The organism is Affinirhizobium straminoryzae, from assembly GCF_007004135.1.
Taxonomy (GTDB): Bacteria; Pseudomonadota; Alphaproteobacteria; order Rhizobiales; family Rhizobiaceae; genus Neorhizobium; species Neorhizobium straminoryzae.
In genome coordinates this window covers 1-15065 of the sequence record NZ_VJMG01000002.1, presented here as the reverse complement: position 1 = coordinate 15065, position 15065 = coordinate 1, and the positions used below count along the sequence as shown (strand labels likewise).

The 15065-nt window shown below is 65.1% G+C and carries 14 protein-coding genes and 1 pseudogene; 10 read left to right on the top strand and 5 right to left on the bottom strand.

The genetic code is table 11. The features are described from left to right. Nucleotides 1-77: 77 nt before the first annotated feature. The 3 genes from pcaF to FNA46_RS00455 are packed head-to-tail and all read right to left on the bottom strand — an operon-like array spanning nucleotide 78 to nucleotide 2711. The gene (gene pcaF, locus FNA46_RS00465) at nucleotides 78-1283 is read right to left on the bottom strand and encodes a 3-oxoadipyl-CoA thiolase (RefSeq protein ID WP_142880372.1); all 1206 of its coding nucleotides are present in this window, start codon (nucleotides 1281-1283) and stop codon (nucleotides 78-80) included. 10 nt (nucleotides 1284-1293) lie between these two features. Beyond that, nucleotides 1294-1992, bottom strand: coding sequence for a CoA transferase subunit B (locus FNA46_RS00460; RefSeq protein ID WP_142880371.1), 699 nt, complete (start codon nucleotides 1990-1992; stop codon nucleotides 1294-1296). Next, complete coding sequence (locus FNA46_RS00455) at nucleotides 1989-2711, bottom strand: 3-oxoacid CoA-transferase subunit A (protein WP_142880370.1); 723 nt, start codon at nucleotides 2709-2711, stop codon at nucleotides 1989-1991. Before FNA46_RS00455 ends, FNA46_RS00460 begins: the two co-directional genes overlap by 4 nt. Nucleotides 2712-2859: 148 nt before the next feature. Here FNA46_RS00455 and FNA46_RS00450 point away from each other — a divergent pair, with 148 nt between their 5' ends. The 8 genes from FNA46_RS00450 (at nucleotide 2860) to FNA46_RS00415 (ending at nucleotide 12730) form a co-directional block, all read left to right on the top strand. Beyond that, entirely contained in the window at nucleotides 2860-3621 is a 762-nt protein-coding gene (locus tag FNA46_RS00450; RefSeq protein ID WP_142880369.1) for an IclR family transcriptional regulator, read from the top strand. A gap of 165 nt (nucleotides 3622-3786) precedes the next feature. Then, complete coding sequence (locus FNA46_RS00445; RefSeq protein WP_142880368.1) at nucleotides 3787-3975, top strand: hypothetical protein; 189 nt, start codon at nucleotides 3787-3789, stop codon at nucleotides 3973-3975. Nucleotides 3976-4514: 539 nt separating this feature from the next. Next, nucleotides 4515-5900 carry an amidase gene (locus FNA46_RS00440; RefSeq protein ID WP_142880367.1) on the top strand — a complete coding sequence of 462 codons (1386 nt, stop codon included), beginning with the start codon at nucleotides 4515-4517 and terminating at the stop codon, nucleotides 5898-5900. Nucleotides 5901-6411: 511 nt separating this feature from the next. Beyond that, nucleotides 6412-8253, top strand: a complete 1842-nt coding sequence (locus FNA46_RS00435; RefSeq protein WP_142880366.1) for an FUSC family protein — start codon at nucleotides 6412-6414, stop codon at nucleotides 8251-8253. A gap of 422 nt (nucleotides 8254-8675) precedes the next feature. Continuing rightward, nucleotides 8676-9698, top strand: a complete 1023-nt coding sequence (locus FNA46_RS00430; RefSeq protein ID WP_142880387.1) for a glycoside hydrolase family 25 protein — start codon at nucleotides 8676-8678, stop codon at nucleotides 9696-9698. 1168 nt (nucleotides 9699-10866) lie between these two features. Next, on the top strand, nucleotides 10867-11082 hold the full coding sequence (locus FNA46_RS00425; protein ID WP_142880365.1) for a hypothetical protein: 216 nt from the start codon (nucleotides 10867-10869) through the stop codon (nucleotides 11080-11082). After that, the gene (locus FNA46_RS00420; RefSeq protein ID WP_142880364.1) at nucleotides 11079-12245 is read left to right on the top strand and encodes an EAL domain-containing protein; all 1167 of its coding nucleotides are present in this window, start codon (nucleotides 11079-11081) and stop codon (nucleotides 12243-12245) included. Before FNA46_RS00425 ends, FNA46_RS00420 begins: the two co-directional genes overlap by 4 nt. Then, nucleotides 12242-12730 carry a hypothetical protein gene (locus tag FNA46_RS00415; RefSeq protein WP_142880363.1) on the top strand — a complete coding sequence of 163 codons (489 nt, stop codon included), beginning with the start codon at nucleotides 12242-12244 and terminating at the stop codon, nucleotides 12728-12730. The genes FNA46_RS00420 and FNA46_RS00415 overlap by 4 nt, the downstream gene beginning before the upstream one ends. A 401-nt stretch (nucleotides 12731-13131) precedes the next feature. On the opposite strand, the gene FNA46_RS00410 is transcribed toward FNA46_RS00415, so the two are convergent. Together FNA46_RS00410 and FNA46_RS26610 are read right to left on the bottom strand one after the other, a co-directional pair. After that, nucleotides 13132-13830, bottom strand: coding sequence for a helix-turn-helix domain-containing protein (locus FNA46_RS00410; protein WP_142880362.1), 699 nt, complete (start codon nucleotides 13828-13830; stop codon nucleotides 13132-13134). Nucleotides 13831-14067: 237 nt separating this feature from the next. Continuing rightward, a complete protein-coding gene (locus FNA46_RS26610; protein ID WP_425468646.1) occupies nucleotides 14068-14313 on the bottom strand; it encodes a hypothetical protein in 246 nt (81 codons plus the stop codon). Between the two features lie 32 nt (nucleotides 14314-14345). Between FNA46_RS26610 and FNA46_RS00400 the strand changes: the two genes are divergently transcribed. Then, nucleotides 14346-14939, top strand: coding sequence for a GTP 3',8-cyclase MoaA family protein (locus FNA46_RS00400; protein ID WP_142880361.1), 594 nt, complete (start codon nucleotides 14346-14348; stop codon nucleotides 14937-14939). Next, nucleotides 14921-15065 (top strand): annotated as a pseudogene (locus tag FNA46_RS26315) (molybdopterin adenylyltransferase); the annotation flags it as partial. The gene FNA46_RS00400 and the pseudogene FNA46_RS26315, both read left to right, overlap by 19 nt.

Here is a 15065-nt window from a genome sequence, read left to right as displayed (position 1 = left end):
TTGCTGCGAAGCATGTATGCTTGATGCAAGCCGGTTCGATCCGCCGCAAGCACCACGGCGGATCGAACGGTAGAGGGTTATACCCGCTCGAGCGCCACGGCGATGCCCTGGCCCACGCCGATGCACATGGTGGAGAGCGCGTAGCGGCCGCCGGTGGCCTTCAGTTCCAGGGCGGCGGTGCCGGCGATGCGGGCGCCGGACATGCCGAGCGGGTGGCCGAGCGCGATGGCGCCGCCATTGCGGTTGACGCGGGCATCGTCATCGGCGATGCCGAGGTCGCGCAGCGTCGCGATGCCCTGGGATGCGAAGGCCTCGTTCAGCTCGATCACGTCCAGCTGGTCGACCGTCAGGCCCAGCCGGGCGAGCAGCTTCTTCGAGGCGGGCGCCGGGCCAAAGCCCATGATGCGCGGCGGAACGCCGGCCGTTGCGCCACCGAGAATGCGGGCAATCGGCGTGAGGCCGTGCTTCTTCGCCGCCGCTTCCGAAGCGATGATCAGCGCGGCCGCGCCATCATTGACGCCGGAGGCATTGCCCGCGGTGACGGTGGCGCCCTCCAGGCGGTTGACTGGCTTCAGCTTGGCCAGCGCCTCCAGCGAGGTGGCGCGGGGATGCTCGTCGCGATCGACGATCAGCGGATCGCCCTTGCGCTGGGCGACGCTGACCGGGGTGATTTCCAGGGCAAGCCGGCCATTGGCCTGGGCTTCCGCAGCCTTGGCCTGGCTGCGCACGGCAAAGGCATCCTGGTCCTCGCGGCTGACCTTGAAATCGATCGCCACGTTGTCGCCGGTCTCCGGCATCGAATCCACGCCATACTGCTTCTTCATCAGCGGATTGACGAAGCGCCAGCCGATGGTGGTGTCGTAGATTTCCGCATTGCGCGAAAAGGCCGTCTCGGCCTTCGGCAGCACGAAGGGGGCGCGGCTCATGCTTTCCACGCCGCCGGCAATCATCAGCTCCGCCTCCCCGGCCCGGATGGCGCGGGCCGCGGTGATGACCGCATCCATGCCCGAACCGCAGAGCCGGTTGATGGTGGTGCCGGTGACGGAGACCGGCAGGCCGGCAAGCAGCGCCGACATGCGGGCCACGTTGCGGTTATCCTCGCCCGCCTGGTTGGCGCAGCCGAAGATCACGTCTTCCACCGCCTCCCAGTCAAGCCCGGCATGGCGGGCGATCAAAGCTTTCAGCGGCACGGCGCCGAGATCGTCGGCACGCACGGAGGACAGCGAGCCGCCGAAGCGGCCAATGGGCGTGCGGATGTAATCGCAGATAAAGGCGTCTGTCATGATCTGTTCCTCAAAGCGCCGGCACGGTGAGATCGGCCACGGGGCCATCGGTGTGAAGGGGGGCGCCGGTCATCGCCTGCAATTCCTCCAGGCTCATGGCGGCAAGCTTTTCGCGCACCACGAACCGGCGGTCGCGGATATCGATGACGGCATGGCTGGTATAGACGCGGGTGATGCAGCCGACGCCGGTCAGCGGGAAGGTGCATTTCTCCACCAGCTTCGGCTTGCCATCCTTGGTGACATGTTCGGTGATGACGAAGACCTGCTTGGCGCCATGCACCAGATCCATCGCGCCCCCGACGGCCGGCACGCCCTTGGAGCCGACGCGCCAGTTGGCGAGATCGCCGTTTTCCGCCACCTGATAGGCGCCGAGGATCGCCACATCCAGATGCCCGCCGCGCACCATGGCGAAGCTGTCGGCATGGTGGAAGAAGGCGGCGCCCGGTTTCAGCGTCACGGCCTTCTTGCCGGCATTGATCAGGTCCCAGTCTTCCTCGCCGGCGGGCGGTGCCTCGCCGAAATTCAGGATGCCGTTTTCGGTGTGGAAGATCGCCTGCCGGCCGGGCGGCTGGAAGCGGGCGACCATTTCCGGAAAGCCGATGCCGAGGTTCACATAGGCGCCGTCCTCGATGTCCTGCGCGGCGCGCCAGGCGATCTGGGCGTTGGAGAGCTTGATGTCCTCGCGGGTGTTGAGCGTGGTGTCGGTCATACGTGGGCCACTCCGGCTCGGATGAGCACTTCTTCCTGTTGCGGGTTTTCGACTTCGACGACGCCGTTGACGAAGATGCCGGGGGTGACGACCTGTTCCGGATCGATGCCGCCGGCCGGGACGATCTTCGAGACCTGGGCAATGGTGGTGGCAGCCGCCATGCACATCAGCGGATTGAAGTTGCGGCCGGCCTTGTTGTAGGTGAGGTTGCCGTAGGTATCGCCGAGCTGACCCTTGACGATGGCGAAATCGGCCTTCAGCCAGCGCTCCTGCACGTAGGCGCGTCCCTCGAATTCGGCGATCACCTTGCCTTCGGCCAGTTCGGTGCCATAGCCGGTCGGGGTGTAGAAGGCGGGGATGCCGGCGCCGCCGGCGCGGATGCGCTCTGCCAGCGTTCCCTGCGGCACCAGTTCCAGTTCGATCTCGCCGGCCAGATATTTGTCCGTGAAGGCGCGCGGATCCGACGAGCGCGGGAAGGAGCACACCATCTTCTTCACCATGCCGGCATCGATCATGGCGGCGATGCCGATGCGCCCGTTGCCGGCATTGTTGTTGATGACGGTGAGGTTCTTCGGGCTGCCGGTTGCGAGGAACCGGTCGATCAGCGCGTGGATGAGTTCGATTGGCGCGCCGGAGCCGCCGAAGCCGCCGATCATGAGGGTAGCCCCGTCATGGATGGCGGAGACGGCCTCTGCCACGCTGGCAAGGGTCTTGTCCATTCTGTCTCTCTCCCAAGGACATTCGAGATGGCGGCAGTTAGCGCCTTCGAGTTGCCAGCCGTCAACTTTTTTGTGCGTTATTTGACTTTTGTTCATATATCGCACAAACTGACGTCCAGATGCCATTATACGCGCACGGGGAGGGATCATGCGGGACACGGATTTCATCGGCGGCCTCGCCAAGGGCCTGCGCGTGATCGAGGCCTTCGGCGAGGCTGAGCCGCGGCTCTCCATCTCCGACGTGGCGAAGCTGACGGGGCTCGACCGCGCCACGGCCCGGCGCTGTCTGCTGACGCTCGCGGAACTCGGCTATGCCGATTACGACGGCAAATTCTTCACGCTGACACCGCGCATCCTCCGGCTCGGCCACGCCTATCTCTCCGCCACGCCGCTGCCGCACATCGTGCAGCCCTTCCTTGACCAGCTCTCAGAGGCGGTCGGGCAGAGCGCTTCGGTCAGCGTGCTGGACGGGGCGGAGATCGTCTATGTGGCGCGCGCCTCGCAGCGGCGGGTGATGTCGATCAACCTGATGCCCGGCAGCCGCCTGCCTGCCGCCTGCGCCTCCATGGGCCGCGTGCTGCTGGCGGCGCTGCCTGAGCCCGAGGCGCGTGCGCTGATCGGCCCCGGCCCCTTGAGAGCCTATACGCCGCAGACCAAGACCGATCCGGAAGAGGTGATGGCAGAACTGGCCGAGGTGCGGGGCCAAGGCTACGCGGTGATCGACCAGGAACTGGAGCTTGGCCTCTGTTCCATCGCAGTGCCGCTTGCCGATGCGAGAGGCAGGGTGGTGGCCGCACTCAATATCGGCGCCCCCGCTGCCCAGGTGGCCGCCGCCGGCATGGCCGACCGCTACCTCCCCGCCCTCCAGGCCGTTGCCCGCCAGCTGCGCCCGCTGCTGCGGCAGGGCTGAGGCGACTCGGCCGCGGGACTTGGCGTGTTGACAGCTGTCAACCGATTCGTTGGCGGGTGCACCGGTGGGGTGACGGAGGGGGTGCGACTACCCTGCCCGCTTCTCCAGGCGGCGTTTGCCTTTCCCCTCTCCCCTCTGTATTCTTGCGCGCAAAGGAGCACGATCATGTTGCTTGAGACGCTCGAAAAAAACCGCGCCGCCTTGATGCGGATCGGCAACCAAGCCGTAGAACGCGGCCGGGCTGTTGGGCTTGTGCCGAGCTGCGGCGACCTGAAAGCAGACAAGACGACAGAAAGCAAGGATGCGCCGCATCCTCCAAAGGCGAAACTGCCGGCGCGCGTCGCCAGACGATAGACGCCTATGCCGCCCGCCCATTGCATCGTGCTGGCCGGCCCGAATGGCTCGGGAAAATCCTCTTCCTTCGAGGCGCTGCGTCCGCCGGGCGTTTGCCACGTCGTTCCGCACCGCTTTCGGGTGAGGCGATGGATCCTCGGGTCAAGCCCGAGGATGACGGCGGAGAGTGTCGCGGGCGCAGAGCAAACAAGAGCGGAGGCGCGGATCAGGCAGGTGCACGGAGTGGGGCTGTGCACAGACCCAAGCGCACGAACGCGGCGCGCCATGCACGGGCATGGACGCCGCGGAACGGCGCAGTCGCTTCCTCACGGATAAACGCCTTCACGCCCGATCGAGAGTCACCTCGGTCGCAAGCCCTCCTGCTCACCGCTCCTCTCGGTTGCCCATTCTCGGTCGCCCACTCCCGATCACCGCCCTCTCTGTCGTCATCCTCGGGCTTGACCCGAGGATCCACGCCCCCTGCCTCCCCTGCCACCTTGCGCGCCGCCGCGAAACATTCAAGGATGGCGGCCTTTCATCCCCGAATCCGGTTGCCGCTCATGACATTGTTTCCGCCCGCCTTTTCCGATCGCTCCGCCACCATCGAAACCGCTGCCGCGGCGCTGAAGGCGGGCCTTGTCACGGCCCGGCAGCTCGCGGAGGCGGCGCTGGCGCGGATCGACGATCCGGAAGGGGAGGGCGCGCGGGTCCATGTGCGGCGCAACGATCAGCGTGCGCGAAAACTGGCCGAGGCCTCCGATGCCGTTCGCGCGGCCGGGCATGTGCGGTCAGCGCTGGAGGGCCTGCCGATCTCGGTGAAGGACCTGTTCGATCTTGCCGGCGAGACGACGCTGGCCGGTTCCGTGGCGTTGAAAGATCAGCCGCCGGCCGCCACCGATGCGCCGGTCGTGCAGCGGCTGGTCGCGGCGGGCGCCGTCATCACCGGCACCACCAATATGAGCGAGTTCGCCTTTTCCGGCATCGGCATCAATCCGCATTACGGCACGCCCAAAAACCACTTCGACCGCGCCACCGGTCGCGTGCCGGGCGGCTCTTCCTCCGGGGCGGCCGTCTCGGTGACGGATGGCATGGCGATTGCGGCAATCGGCACCGATACCGGCGGCTCGATCCGCATTCCCTCGGCGCTCTGCGGCCTGACCGGCTTCAAGCCGACGGCGCGGCGCGTCCCGACGGCGGGCGTCGTCCCGCTGTCCACCTCGCTCGATTCGATCGGTCCGCTTGCCCGCAGCGTCACCTGCTGCGCGCTGATCGATGCGGTGATCTCCGGCGAAGGGCAGGGGGTACCGGCGGCCTTGCCGATCCGTGGGCTGCGGCTTGCCGTGCCGCAGACCGTCGTGCTGGACGCCATGGACGCAACGGTGAGTGCCGTGTTTGCCCGCACGCTGTCGCGCCTCTCCGCCGCCGGTGCCATCCTCAGCGAGATCGCCGTGCCCGAATTTTCCGAGGTGGCCGGCATTTATGGTCGCGGCGGGCTGGTGGCGCCGGAAGCCTATTTCTGGCATCGCGACCTTCTGCAAAAGGCCGGCGACACCTACGATCCGCGGGTGAAGACCCGCATCCTGCGTGGCCGCGATCTTTCCGCGGCCGATTATCTCGATGCGCTTTCCGCGCGCGCCGACTGGCAGGCGCGGACCATGCACCGGCTTGGCGGTTACGATGCGGTGATCCTGCCGACCGTGCCCGTCATCGCGCCGGAAATCGCGCCGCTGCTTGCCGATGATGCCGCCTTCTTTGCCGCCAACGGGCTGGTGCTGCGCAATTCGACCCTCTTCAACTTCCTCGATGGCTGCGGCCTCTCGCTGCCTTGCCATGCGCCGGGCGAAGCGCCGGTCGGCCTGATGGTGGCGGGCCTGCCGATGCAGGACCGTTCGATCCTCGCGGCCGGCCTTGCCATCGAGGCGGTGCTGGCAGGGCAGGCGGGGTGAGGGCGGGGCATCAATCCGGTCCCTTCACCACGCCCGTTCTCTGCAGAGATGATGCAGTGCATGAAGCCGTCTGTGGCGATCAGTCCTCATTCGCAGATGGCGCAAGCGCAAGCTGAAGGGGAGGGGAGGGCAGCGACAGAAGATGGACATTCTTGCCCTCGACAGCCTGTGCGGTTTCCTGCAAATCTTTCCCGCCATCCGCACACCTTTGGGGCCGGCCGATCGTGGCGCACGGAATAGGGGCAGCAGCGACAGGTGGAGGCAAGCAGGCGGGAACCACGCCCGCAAGCATTGGCGACGACACCTGATCGCCCCGCGCGCCCGGCGATTACTGTGCAAGTGATTGGTCGGACCAAATATTCTCCAAAATACGCGCAGAAAAGCCGGATTTACGGTCAAAGACGAAACTGGCAGGACCAATCACAGACCAAGCGCGCGAGACAGCTGCGCGCCTGGACGAAAAGAACAACAAGCCGGCGCCGGGGAGGGGCGCCTCTGGCTGGGGTGACATATGACGAGACGTCTTCGATGGCTGGGGCGCCGCCTTGAACTGCGATCCTTCGGACTGATCCCCGAACACTTCAACCGCGTCGAGGGCTATCGGGCGGCGCTGGCCGTGGCCATGCCGCTCGGCCTTGCGCTGGCAAGCGGTCACGCAGAATGGGGCTGGGCGGTGTTTGCCGCCTACTGGACCTGTCTTTGCGATGCGCCGGGGCCTGATTCCTTGCGCCGCCGTCTGCTCGGCGTGTTCGTTGCGGGCGGCACGCTTGTGGCCTTTCTGGGGTCTTGGCTTGCCTCCTTTTTCCCCCATGCGGACATGGTCATCGGGCCGCTTCTGGTCTTTCTCGCGGTCGTTGCCGCGGCCCTTCTGCCCTATGGCGGGCTGGTCGGTACACTGCTTGCGGTCGTTGCGGTGGTCGCCGTCGGCTTTCCCCATCCCCTGCCGCAGGCGCTCGGCCAGTCATTCGCCTTTCTTGGGGGGGCCACCTGGGCCTATCTGCTGATCAATGTCGTCTGGCGGATCGATCCGCTGGCGCCGCTCCGCCGCGCCACCGAGGCAGTGACCGTCCGGCTGCTGGATATGGCCGACAATCTGGTGGCGCTCGGGGATGGGGCGCACCGCGATGCGGACTGGCACAGCGACCATGCCGAACACAGACGGGCCGTGCGCCTGGCCATCGAGCGGCTGCGCAGTCTGCTCGCGCGCTATGAAGGTGAAAACGGCGCCCCGACCTCCGTACGACAGGCGCTTGCAGCGGCAGAAACCACCTTCGGAACCCTGATTGCCCTCGACCAGGCCTATATCGACCGGGTGGGATTGCTTGGCGAGCGGCTGGCCACGGCGCAGGCGTGCCGAAAGGCTCTGCTTGCCTGGCATGTCACCCTACGTGCCGGAACGGAGGAACGCGCGGTCGCCCGGGCGAGGGCGCGGGTGCGAGCGTTGCGCCATCACCTGACGGAGCCCGTCTTCGTGGGCTGCGCGCTCGCCCTCGAACAGGCACTCCACAGTCTTGCAGAGCCGCTGACCGCATCGGCTGCGGACTCCCTGCCGCCTGCGGGCCAGAAGGGCAGGGGAGACAGACTTCCCACACCGATGATCCGGCAGGCCGCGCGTCAGGCCGCCGGTCTGCTGGCCGTCTATGCGGTCGCGACACTGTTCCAGCTCGGCTATCCCTATTGGGCGGCCATGGCCGTCATCGTCGTTCTGCAAGGCGGGCTTCGGATCACCTGGGCGCGGGCGCTGGAGCGGATTGCCGGCAGCCTGCTCGGCGGGCTGATCGCGCTGATGGTTCTGCAGGTCATCAGCGCCCAACTGCCGCTTTCGCTGCTGGCGGTGGCGCTCGCCGCAGCCTCCATCTCGCTGCGCTCCGTCAACTACACGATCTTCGTGGTGTTCCTGACGATGCTGTTCGTCTTCGTGACGGACATGCTCCATCCGGGCGCGGGCATCGCATCCGCCCGCATGCTAGACAATGTCATCGGCAGCGTGGCGGCGCTGCTCGCCGTCTTCCTGTTCTGGCCGGATTTCGGAACCGCCCTGTCGCTCCTTATCCGCGAGGGCATCGGGGCCAATGGCCGCTACCGCGACGCCGTGCTGACCGCCGAGCCGGCTGACTCCATCGAAAGGGCACGCCGCGAGGCGGGCGTGGCGAGCGTCGAGGCCGAAGTCGCCTTTCACGATCTCGGCGGCCTTCTGCAGCGCCTCGGCAACCGGGGCGCCGATGTCCACACGCTGCAGGACATGCGCAACCTCGCCGGCCGAGCCGCCATGGACTGGCATCGCCTGCTCGCCAATCAGGCGCCGGGGGAGGGCGAGAGGGATGTCGAGGACGACCGGCCGGTACGGCACTGAACATCCGGCGGACCGATCTCCCCGCTGCGGCCCCGACAGGTCATCGCAAGGGCTCCGGCTTTCAGAGGGTGCCCGTCACGCGGCGGCTTGCCGCGCGATCGGTCTGTAAAGATTGCATTCAGCTTTTGACGGTAAAACTCTGTTAGCATTTGCCGTGAACCGCCCGTGCCGGGCAGGCTTGCGGAGAGACACGCGCGTACAGAGTATTGGGTCCCATGCGTCATCCTGTCCTTTCGAGCCTCCTGCTTGCCTGCCTCATGATTGGCGGATGCCGTGCCAGTGGCACGGAGGATGTGCTGGCGGTGGGACCATCCGACGAGAAGACCGGCGCGATTACAGGCATCGCGGCGCCGGTGCCGATGGCCCAGGTAGGGCAGGGGGGGCCGGGACCTTCGATTGCCGCACCGCTTCCGCCGGCCCCCATGCCGCAGGGCGCATCAGCCGGTGCGCAGCAGAAGGCAGGGCGTCTGGCATCTGCAGCCTCCGTTCCGGACAGGACCGCGTCCGGCGTGACGCCCGGCCTTTCACAGACACAGCGGGAACTCGCCGGTCCGGCAACCCAGGTGCCGCTGCCGGCTGCCGCCGTGGAAGTGGCGGACGCCTCGCAGCATCCGCAGGCGCTGGCCTGGGCCGGTGCCGTCCCGCAGCCGCCGGTTCTGGTCGGTCGACCGCCGATGGGGGGCATGCCGGTGCCGCAGGAACGGCCCGCCGCCTTTGCCGCCCCGATGGCCATGCCGCCGGCCGAGCCGGCCATCCTGCGCGAACGGATCTACCGCCACCGCTTCAAGGATGCCAAGCCGATCAACTTCGGTCGCGCCTCGCCGCGCAATCATGCCGTCCACGGCGTGGATGTCTCGCGCTGGCAGGGCGATATCGACTGGCCGACGCTGCGCACCCAGGGCGCCAACTTCGCCTATATCAAGGCGACGGATGGCGGCGACCATCTGGACCCTATGTTCCGTGAGAACTGGCGTGGCGCGCATGCCGCCGGCATCCGCCGCGGCGCCTATCACTTCTTCTACTGGTGCCGGGTGGCGAGCGAACAGGCCGAATGGTTCATCCGCAACGTGCCGCGCGATCCATCCGCGCTGCCGCCGGTCATCGATGTCGAATATAACGGCGATTCCGCGTGCAAGCGCCGGCTGACACCGGCCCTGGTACGCGAAAAGATGCAGGTCTTCATGGACCGGCTGGAGCGCCATTACGGCAAGCGGCCAATCATCTATACCGCCCCGGATTTCTATGCCGATCATCTGCAGGGCGCCTTCCCGCATCATCACTTCTGGCTGCGCTCGGTCGCCGCACACCCCTCCAAGGTCTATCCGGGCCGCAACTGGCTGTTCTGGCAGTATTCCGGCTCGGGCCTTTCGCAGGGCGTCGACGGCAAGATCGACCTCAACGTCTTCCGCGGATCCGAGGCGGACTGGCACCGCTTCGCCGGCTGACATTTTCGCCTCGCGCATCGAGGGATGTTTGCCGAGACACGCGCGTCACGTGTTCAGCTTCGTGCAAGCTTCGAAAGGCATTGTTTACCCAGTCCACGAGGACGGCGGTGATTCGGGGCGGACGAATCACCGCACATTCTTTCCTCAGGAAATGCAGTTTTAGCGCGATTCAAACGAACCAATTTCGCCCAAAAAGGGAAATTGGTTCGCCGCGCTGACGGCGCAGACTAATTTTTTTCAGAGCAGCCGACGCCCGATTGGCGCTTGCCCGCCCCACACGACATGCCGCCTCCCAATGCCTCGGCGGGTCGCGCGGCAACGTTCGGAAACGATCGACTTCTCTCCCCATCATAGTGCCAAAATGGCGCTCGAGGCGCACCACGTCTCCAAACTCTCCCGGCAGACTCCAATTTCGTCCCGCGACGATTCAGTGTCGGACACATTAAAGTCCCATTTTGAACCGTCATCCGTTTTCTATTGTCCATCAGGGACCATGGCACCTGCCATCTCCTGTCGGCACGTTGATTTGCAGCCGTCACTATCCAAAATTGCGGCAAAAATACTGCACTTCTATTTGAACCCCTGCCCATCCCATCCAAGCAACCCGGCTCGTCCGGAACCGGCGCCCGCCTGCCGCGCTTTGTTTCCGAATGTCTCCGCAAGGGGAAGGGGGGAGGCTGCGCGCACGGGTTGTCCAGCCGGGCGCCGCACAAACCGGAGTCACACAAAAATTGCTTTGCAACAGGAATCCGATGCTGTAGACCGCAGCCCACCTGAAAACGGGCGCCATTCGCGAAGGCATTGAACCTGTTGGGTAATTCTAAATTAGTGCACAGAGGGCCTGCAAAGGATCTGTTAACGATTCCTGAAGGAGTTACGGTATACAAAAGGTTCAGAAGCCGGTGCGCGACAGGCCGGTTTTTTGTCGAACAGAGACAGGATGTCTTCCGTTTCGGCAGGATTTGAACTTGCCTTTGGCCTTGCTCACGGAGTGTTCAACCTCAGTTTCCAGTCCCTATGCTGCAAGGACACTATAGTTCGTCCCATTGACAATAATCGAAGCGGTCCGGTAAAAATAAATCATATTTTTGATGGATCGACTGACGCGACAATTCTGGAAAGCTCTCGGGCTTTCTGATCGAAATCACCGACGGAAAAGGATCCCTTCATGCAGGGTGAGATCAGCTATGATGGCTGTGATCCGGGGTATGGTGAACGTGCGATGTTTCTGCACAAACCCTACCCGGACCGGAAAGCGGTCAACTTCTCTGGCACGTCGAACGGCGTTTTCCGCCCGTTTGCCAATGAAGTGAATGGCGCAGTCTGTTACGCCGGTGGCGTGTCGGGCAGTGTCTATATGATCAGCTGGAGCCGCTCCTCATGAACGCCGCCGGTTCGGTTTTCATCGTCATCGACAATCTCGACGACATTTCCTCGCATTTCGGTGAGGGCGTTGCTGCCCGCGTGCTGGCTGAAGTGGCCCGCCGCCTGGAGCGCACGCTGCATGTGCCGTTTGCCGTGGAACCCTGGGGCCTTGCCGCCTCGCCCTTCGACTTTGCGGACGGCATGCCGATCTGGTCGCGCGTCGACGAGGCCATCTGCAGCGCCGCCAGCCTTCCGATCGCTGTCGGCAACAACCGCATCGTCGTGGCACTCAGCCATTCGGCATCGCTGCCGGAACTGACGGCGGTGCGCCGCACCGCCTCGCAGAACAGCGCCCAGGACTATCGCATCGACATGAGCGCGGCAGCCCTTGCCTATGACGCCCTGTTCAACGCCCGCTTTGCCCTGGTCGAGCAGCCCGTGTGCCGCGCCGGTTCGGAAAGCGACGTGCTCTATTCGGAATGTGTCGTGCGCCTCAGCGATGAGGATGGCCGCGTGGTGATGCCGGGCGTCTATGGTCCGGCGCTTGAGCGCCTCGGCCTGACGCGCGTGTTCGACCGCAGGATCGCGGAAGCCGTGATCTGTGAACTGCGCCGCCGACCGGATGTCGTGCTCGGCTGCAACATGTCGGTTCTGTCCGCCTCGGTGGATCTGTGGTGGCGCGTCACCTTCCCGCGTCTGCTGAGCGAAGCCGGCATCGGCCATCGCCTGGTGATCGAGATTGCCGAGACCGTGCGTCCCTACAGCTTCGAGACCATCATCGACTTCGTCAGCCATGTGCAGCAGGCCGGCTGCCGCGTCGCACTCGATGATTTCGGAACGGGGTTCAGCTCCATCGGCTATGCGCGCCACACGCGCTTCAACATCATCAAGATCGATGCCGCCCGCATCCGCACCCGCGGTTCGGATGCACCGCAGCTGCTCGGTCATCTCATTTCGCTCGCCCGCCACGTGGCGGATGAGGTCGTGGTCGGCGCCGTGGAATGCGACGTTGATCTGGCCGGTGCCCGTGCAGCCGGTGCCCAGTGGGTCCAGGGCTTCCTGTTCGGTCGTCCGCAGATGCCCTCGCAGCCACTCGAGCGGCGCATGCCACCCATGGAGCCGCGCACGGAAGCGCGGATGGAACAGCGGCGGGCGCTCGCCCGGGCCGGGGCTGCCCGATGAAGTCCCTTCCGGCCGTGCTTCTTCTCGTCGCGGCCGTCTGTGAGGTCGCGCTGGTGGCAGCGGTGGTGATGGGCCAGTATCAGCTGGCACTGGAGATCATCGCCTGCGGCAGCCTGTTTCTCTGGGCGGTTCTGGCCTTCTTCGGCAAGGACCTGCTTGCAGCGCGCCGTGACAGCGAACATGATCGCTACATGGCGCATGTTGCCGGTCGCTATGCGCGCTATGGCGTGCGCCGCGCACCCATGGTGCGCAAGCGCGCCCTCTCAACACCCGTTTCCCTGCCCGTCGTGCTCGCCACGATCGCCGGCGCCAGCGTCACCGGTGCTGCGGCAGGCTTTGTCATGGCCGGCGACGTTGCCATGGCGAGTGCCGTCTGCTGTGCAGCAGCCCTCGGAGCACTCGCGGTCTATTGTGGCCAGCCCCGCCGCAGCGGAGAGGCCAGTGCGCAGCGACCGTCGCTTCGCCCGCTATTTCGCCGCCGCTGACCGACACGCAGGCAAGGGCTGTCCTCCGGTCGATGGAACCGGTGAGTCTGTCTTGCTCTTGGCTTGCAGGAAAGGGCCGCCGCGTGATGTCCTCGGATGCGAAGGACGGGGAGACGGTGCATAGGATGGCGTCAGCCGGTCGCGATTCCGGCAGCCATCGATCGGGCCAAAAGGCCCGCAGGACTTACAGCACGCCGCTGTTCAGCAGATAGATCACGGTAATGAGACCGGCAATGAACAGCAGGCCGATCTTCTCGTAGTTCGGTGCGATTTCCATCATTCCTCTCTTTGTGAATCCGAATGTAGGCAAGTTCTAATGTTGCTTTTAACCGGGTGTTCACGATGATGAAATTGCGCGTTTTTGGGAGTGATTTTCTTGGGGAACGCCTTTCAGGTTCGGTTCAGCTTGCGTCGACGTCGATGAAGGCACTCGGTTTTGCAAGCGTTTCCAATGCCTTGCGATCAGTCAGGCGGATCGTTGATCCGCTCACCAGCACGCCATAGGGCTTCAGGGTGCGCAATGCGCGCGAGAGGTTCTCCGGCGTCATGCCCAGAAGCGAGGCGAGAATCCGTTTCTCATAGGGCAGTTCCAGCACGCCATGGCCGCCCTGTTCGGCCTCGTAGCGGATCAGGCGATTGGCAAGCCTCTCCACCGAGGAGCGCAGCTTGATGTTCTTGTGCTCCTTCACCACCCCGCGATAACGCGTGGCAAGTTCCGAAACGATGGCACGGGCAAAAGCCGCGTCTTCCTCGAAAGCCAGCCGCACATCCGCAGCCGGCACCAGCAGGATCCGCGAGCGCGCGATGGTCCGGGCCGCCATCAGATAGACCGCATCCTTCAGCACGGCCGCCAGGATGAAGGTTTCCACCGGGCGCACCACGGCCATGGTTTCCTCCCGCCCGTTGGCGGCGGCATACAGTTCCACCGCCCCCTCCACCAGCACATAGAGAAAATCTGCGGTGACGCCTTCGTGGATCAGGGTCAGATGCGCCGGAAAGGTCTGCAGATAGGCCGCCTGCATCAGACGCTCGAAGCTCTGGTCGCTCATGGTCTCGAACAGGCCGAGCGCCTTGACCTGGGGCAGTTCCGAGGATCGCATCCTGTCCTCCTCCTTGAGGATTTTCACGTCGCGGATTGATCAATGTCATGCCGCCCTGTCCCGATATCCGGCTGGTGCCTGATCTCTGCCCAGCCCGCCCTTGCGGTTGCGGCGCTGCCTTCTTGTTTCTCAAAACGGGCAGGTGAGAGTTGATGTAAATCAAGCGGGATTGACCTCTCCCCGTAGCAAGCTCCTCCGCACCGAAAGCAATGGCCTTCCTTTCGGGGACAAGGGGCTTTATCCAATGCATGCTTGCCATCCGCTACGACCGAGCGCCCTGTTTCTGGCGCTGCGGTTCCAGCCAGCTTTTGCGGCGCGAGCAGTGGATATGCGGCTCCGTGCTTTTTTCATCTCGGTGTGCCGATGATTTTTCTCGGCCACCTTGTCGGTCTGCTGCAGCTTTCCCGCCATGCCGCCGCGCTGTTTGCGGCGGGTGTGCGGCGCGTCAACGTTCCGCTCGATACGCCGGATGATGCGGGCCATGCGGCAATCACCCGCCGGGGCGGATCGAGAAGGTGCTGGCAGGCATCGAGCCAGCCTTCTCTGCCGGGCTGAAGATCAAGATCAACGCCGTTGCCATGCACGGCGGCTTCGAAACGGAGGTCGACGACCTGATCCGCTTCGCACACGGGCAGGGCATGGACCTGACGCTGATCGAGGAAATGCCGCTGGGTGACGTCTCCCACGACCGCCGGGAGAGCCATCTCTCGCTCACCGATCTCAGACATCGTCTCTCCGGGCGCTGGACCCTGACGCCGCTGCCGGATCGCACCGGCGGGCCGGCGCGCTACATGCGGGTGGCGGAGACGGAGACGGGTGGAAGGCTCGGCTTCATCACGCCGCTCTCCTGCGATTTCTGCGCGGGCTGCACCCGGCTTCGCGTCAGCGCCACAGGCGAACTCTTCACCTGCATGGGGGAGGAGGGCTCGGTCGGCCTGCGCGACGTGCTGCGGTCGGGCGAATCCGATCAGGTGCTGGAGGCGCGTATTCTCGATGCAGTCTCACGCAAGCCGGAGGGGCATGCGTTTCGCATCAGTTCAAGCGGGTGGCGGGAATCGCCCGCCCCATGTCCTATCTCGGAGGCTGAGACATGCACATTGCCATCGTGACGATTTCCGACCGCGCCAGCCGCGGGGAATACGAGGATCTCGGCGGGCCAGCCATCGCGGCATGGCTGAAGTCGGTCGTGGTGAGCGACTACACGCTCATCCGCGAGGACATCCAACCGCGCACCG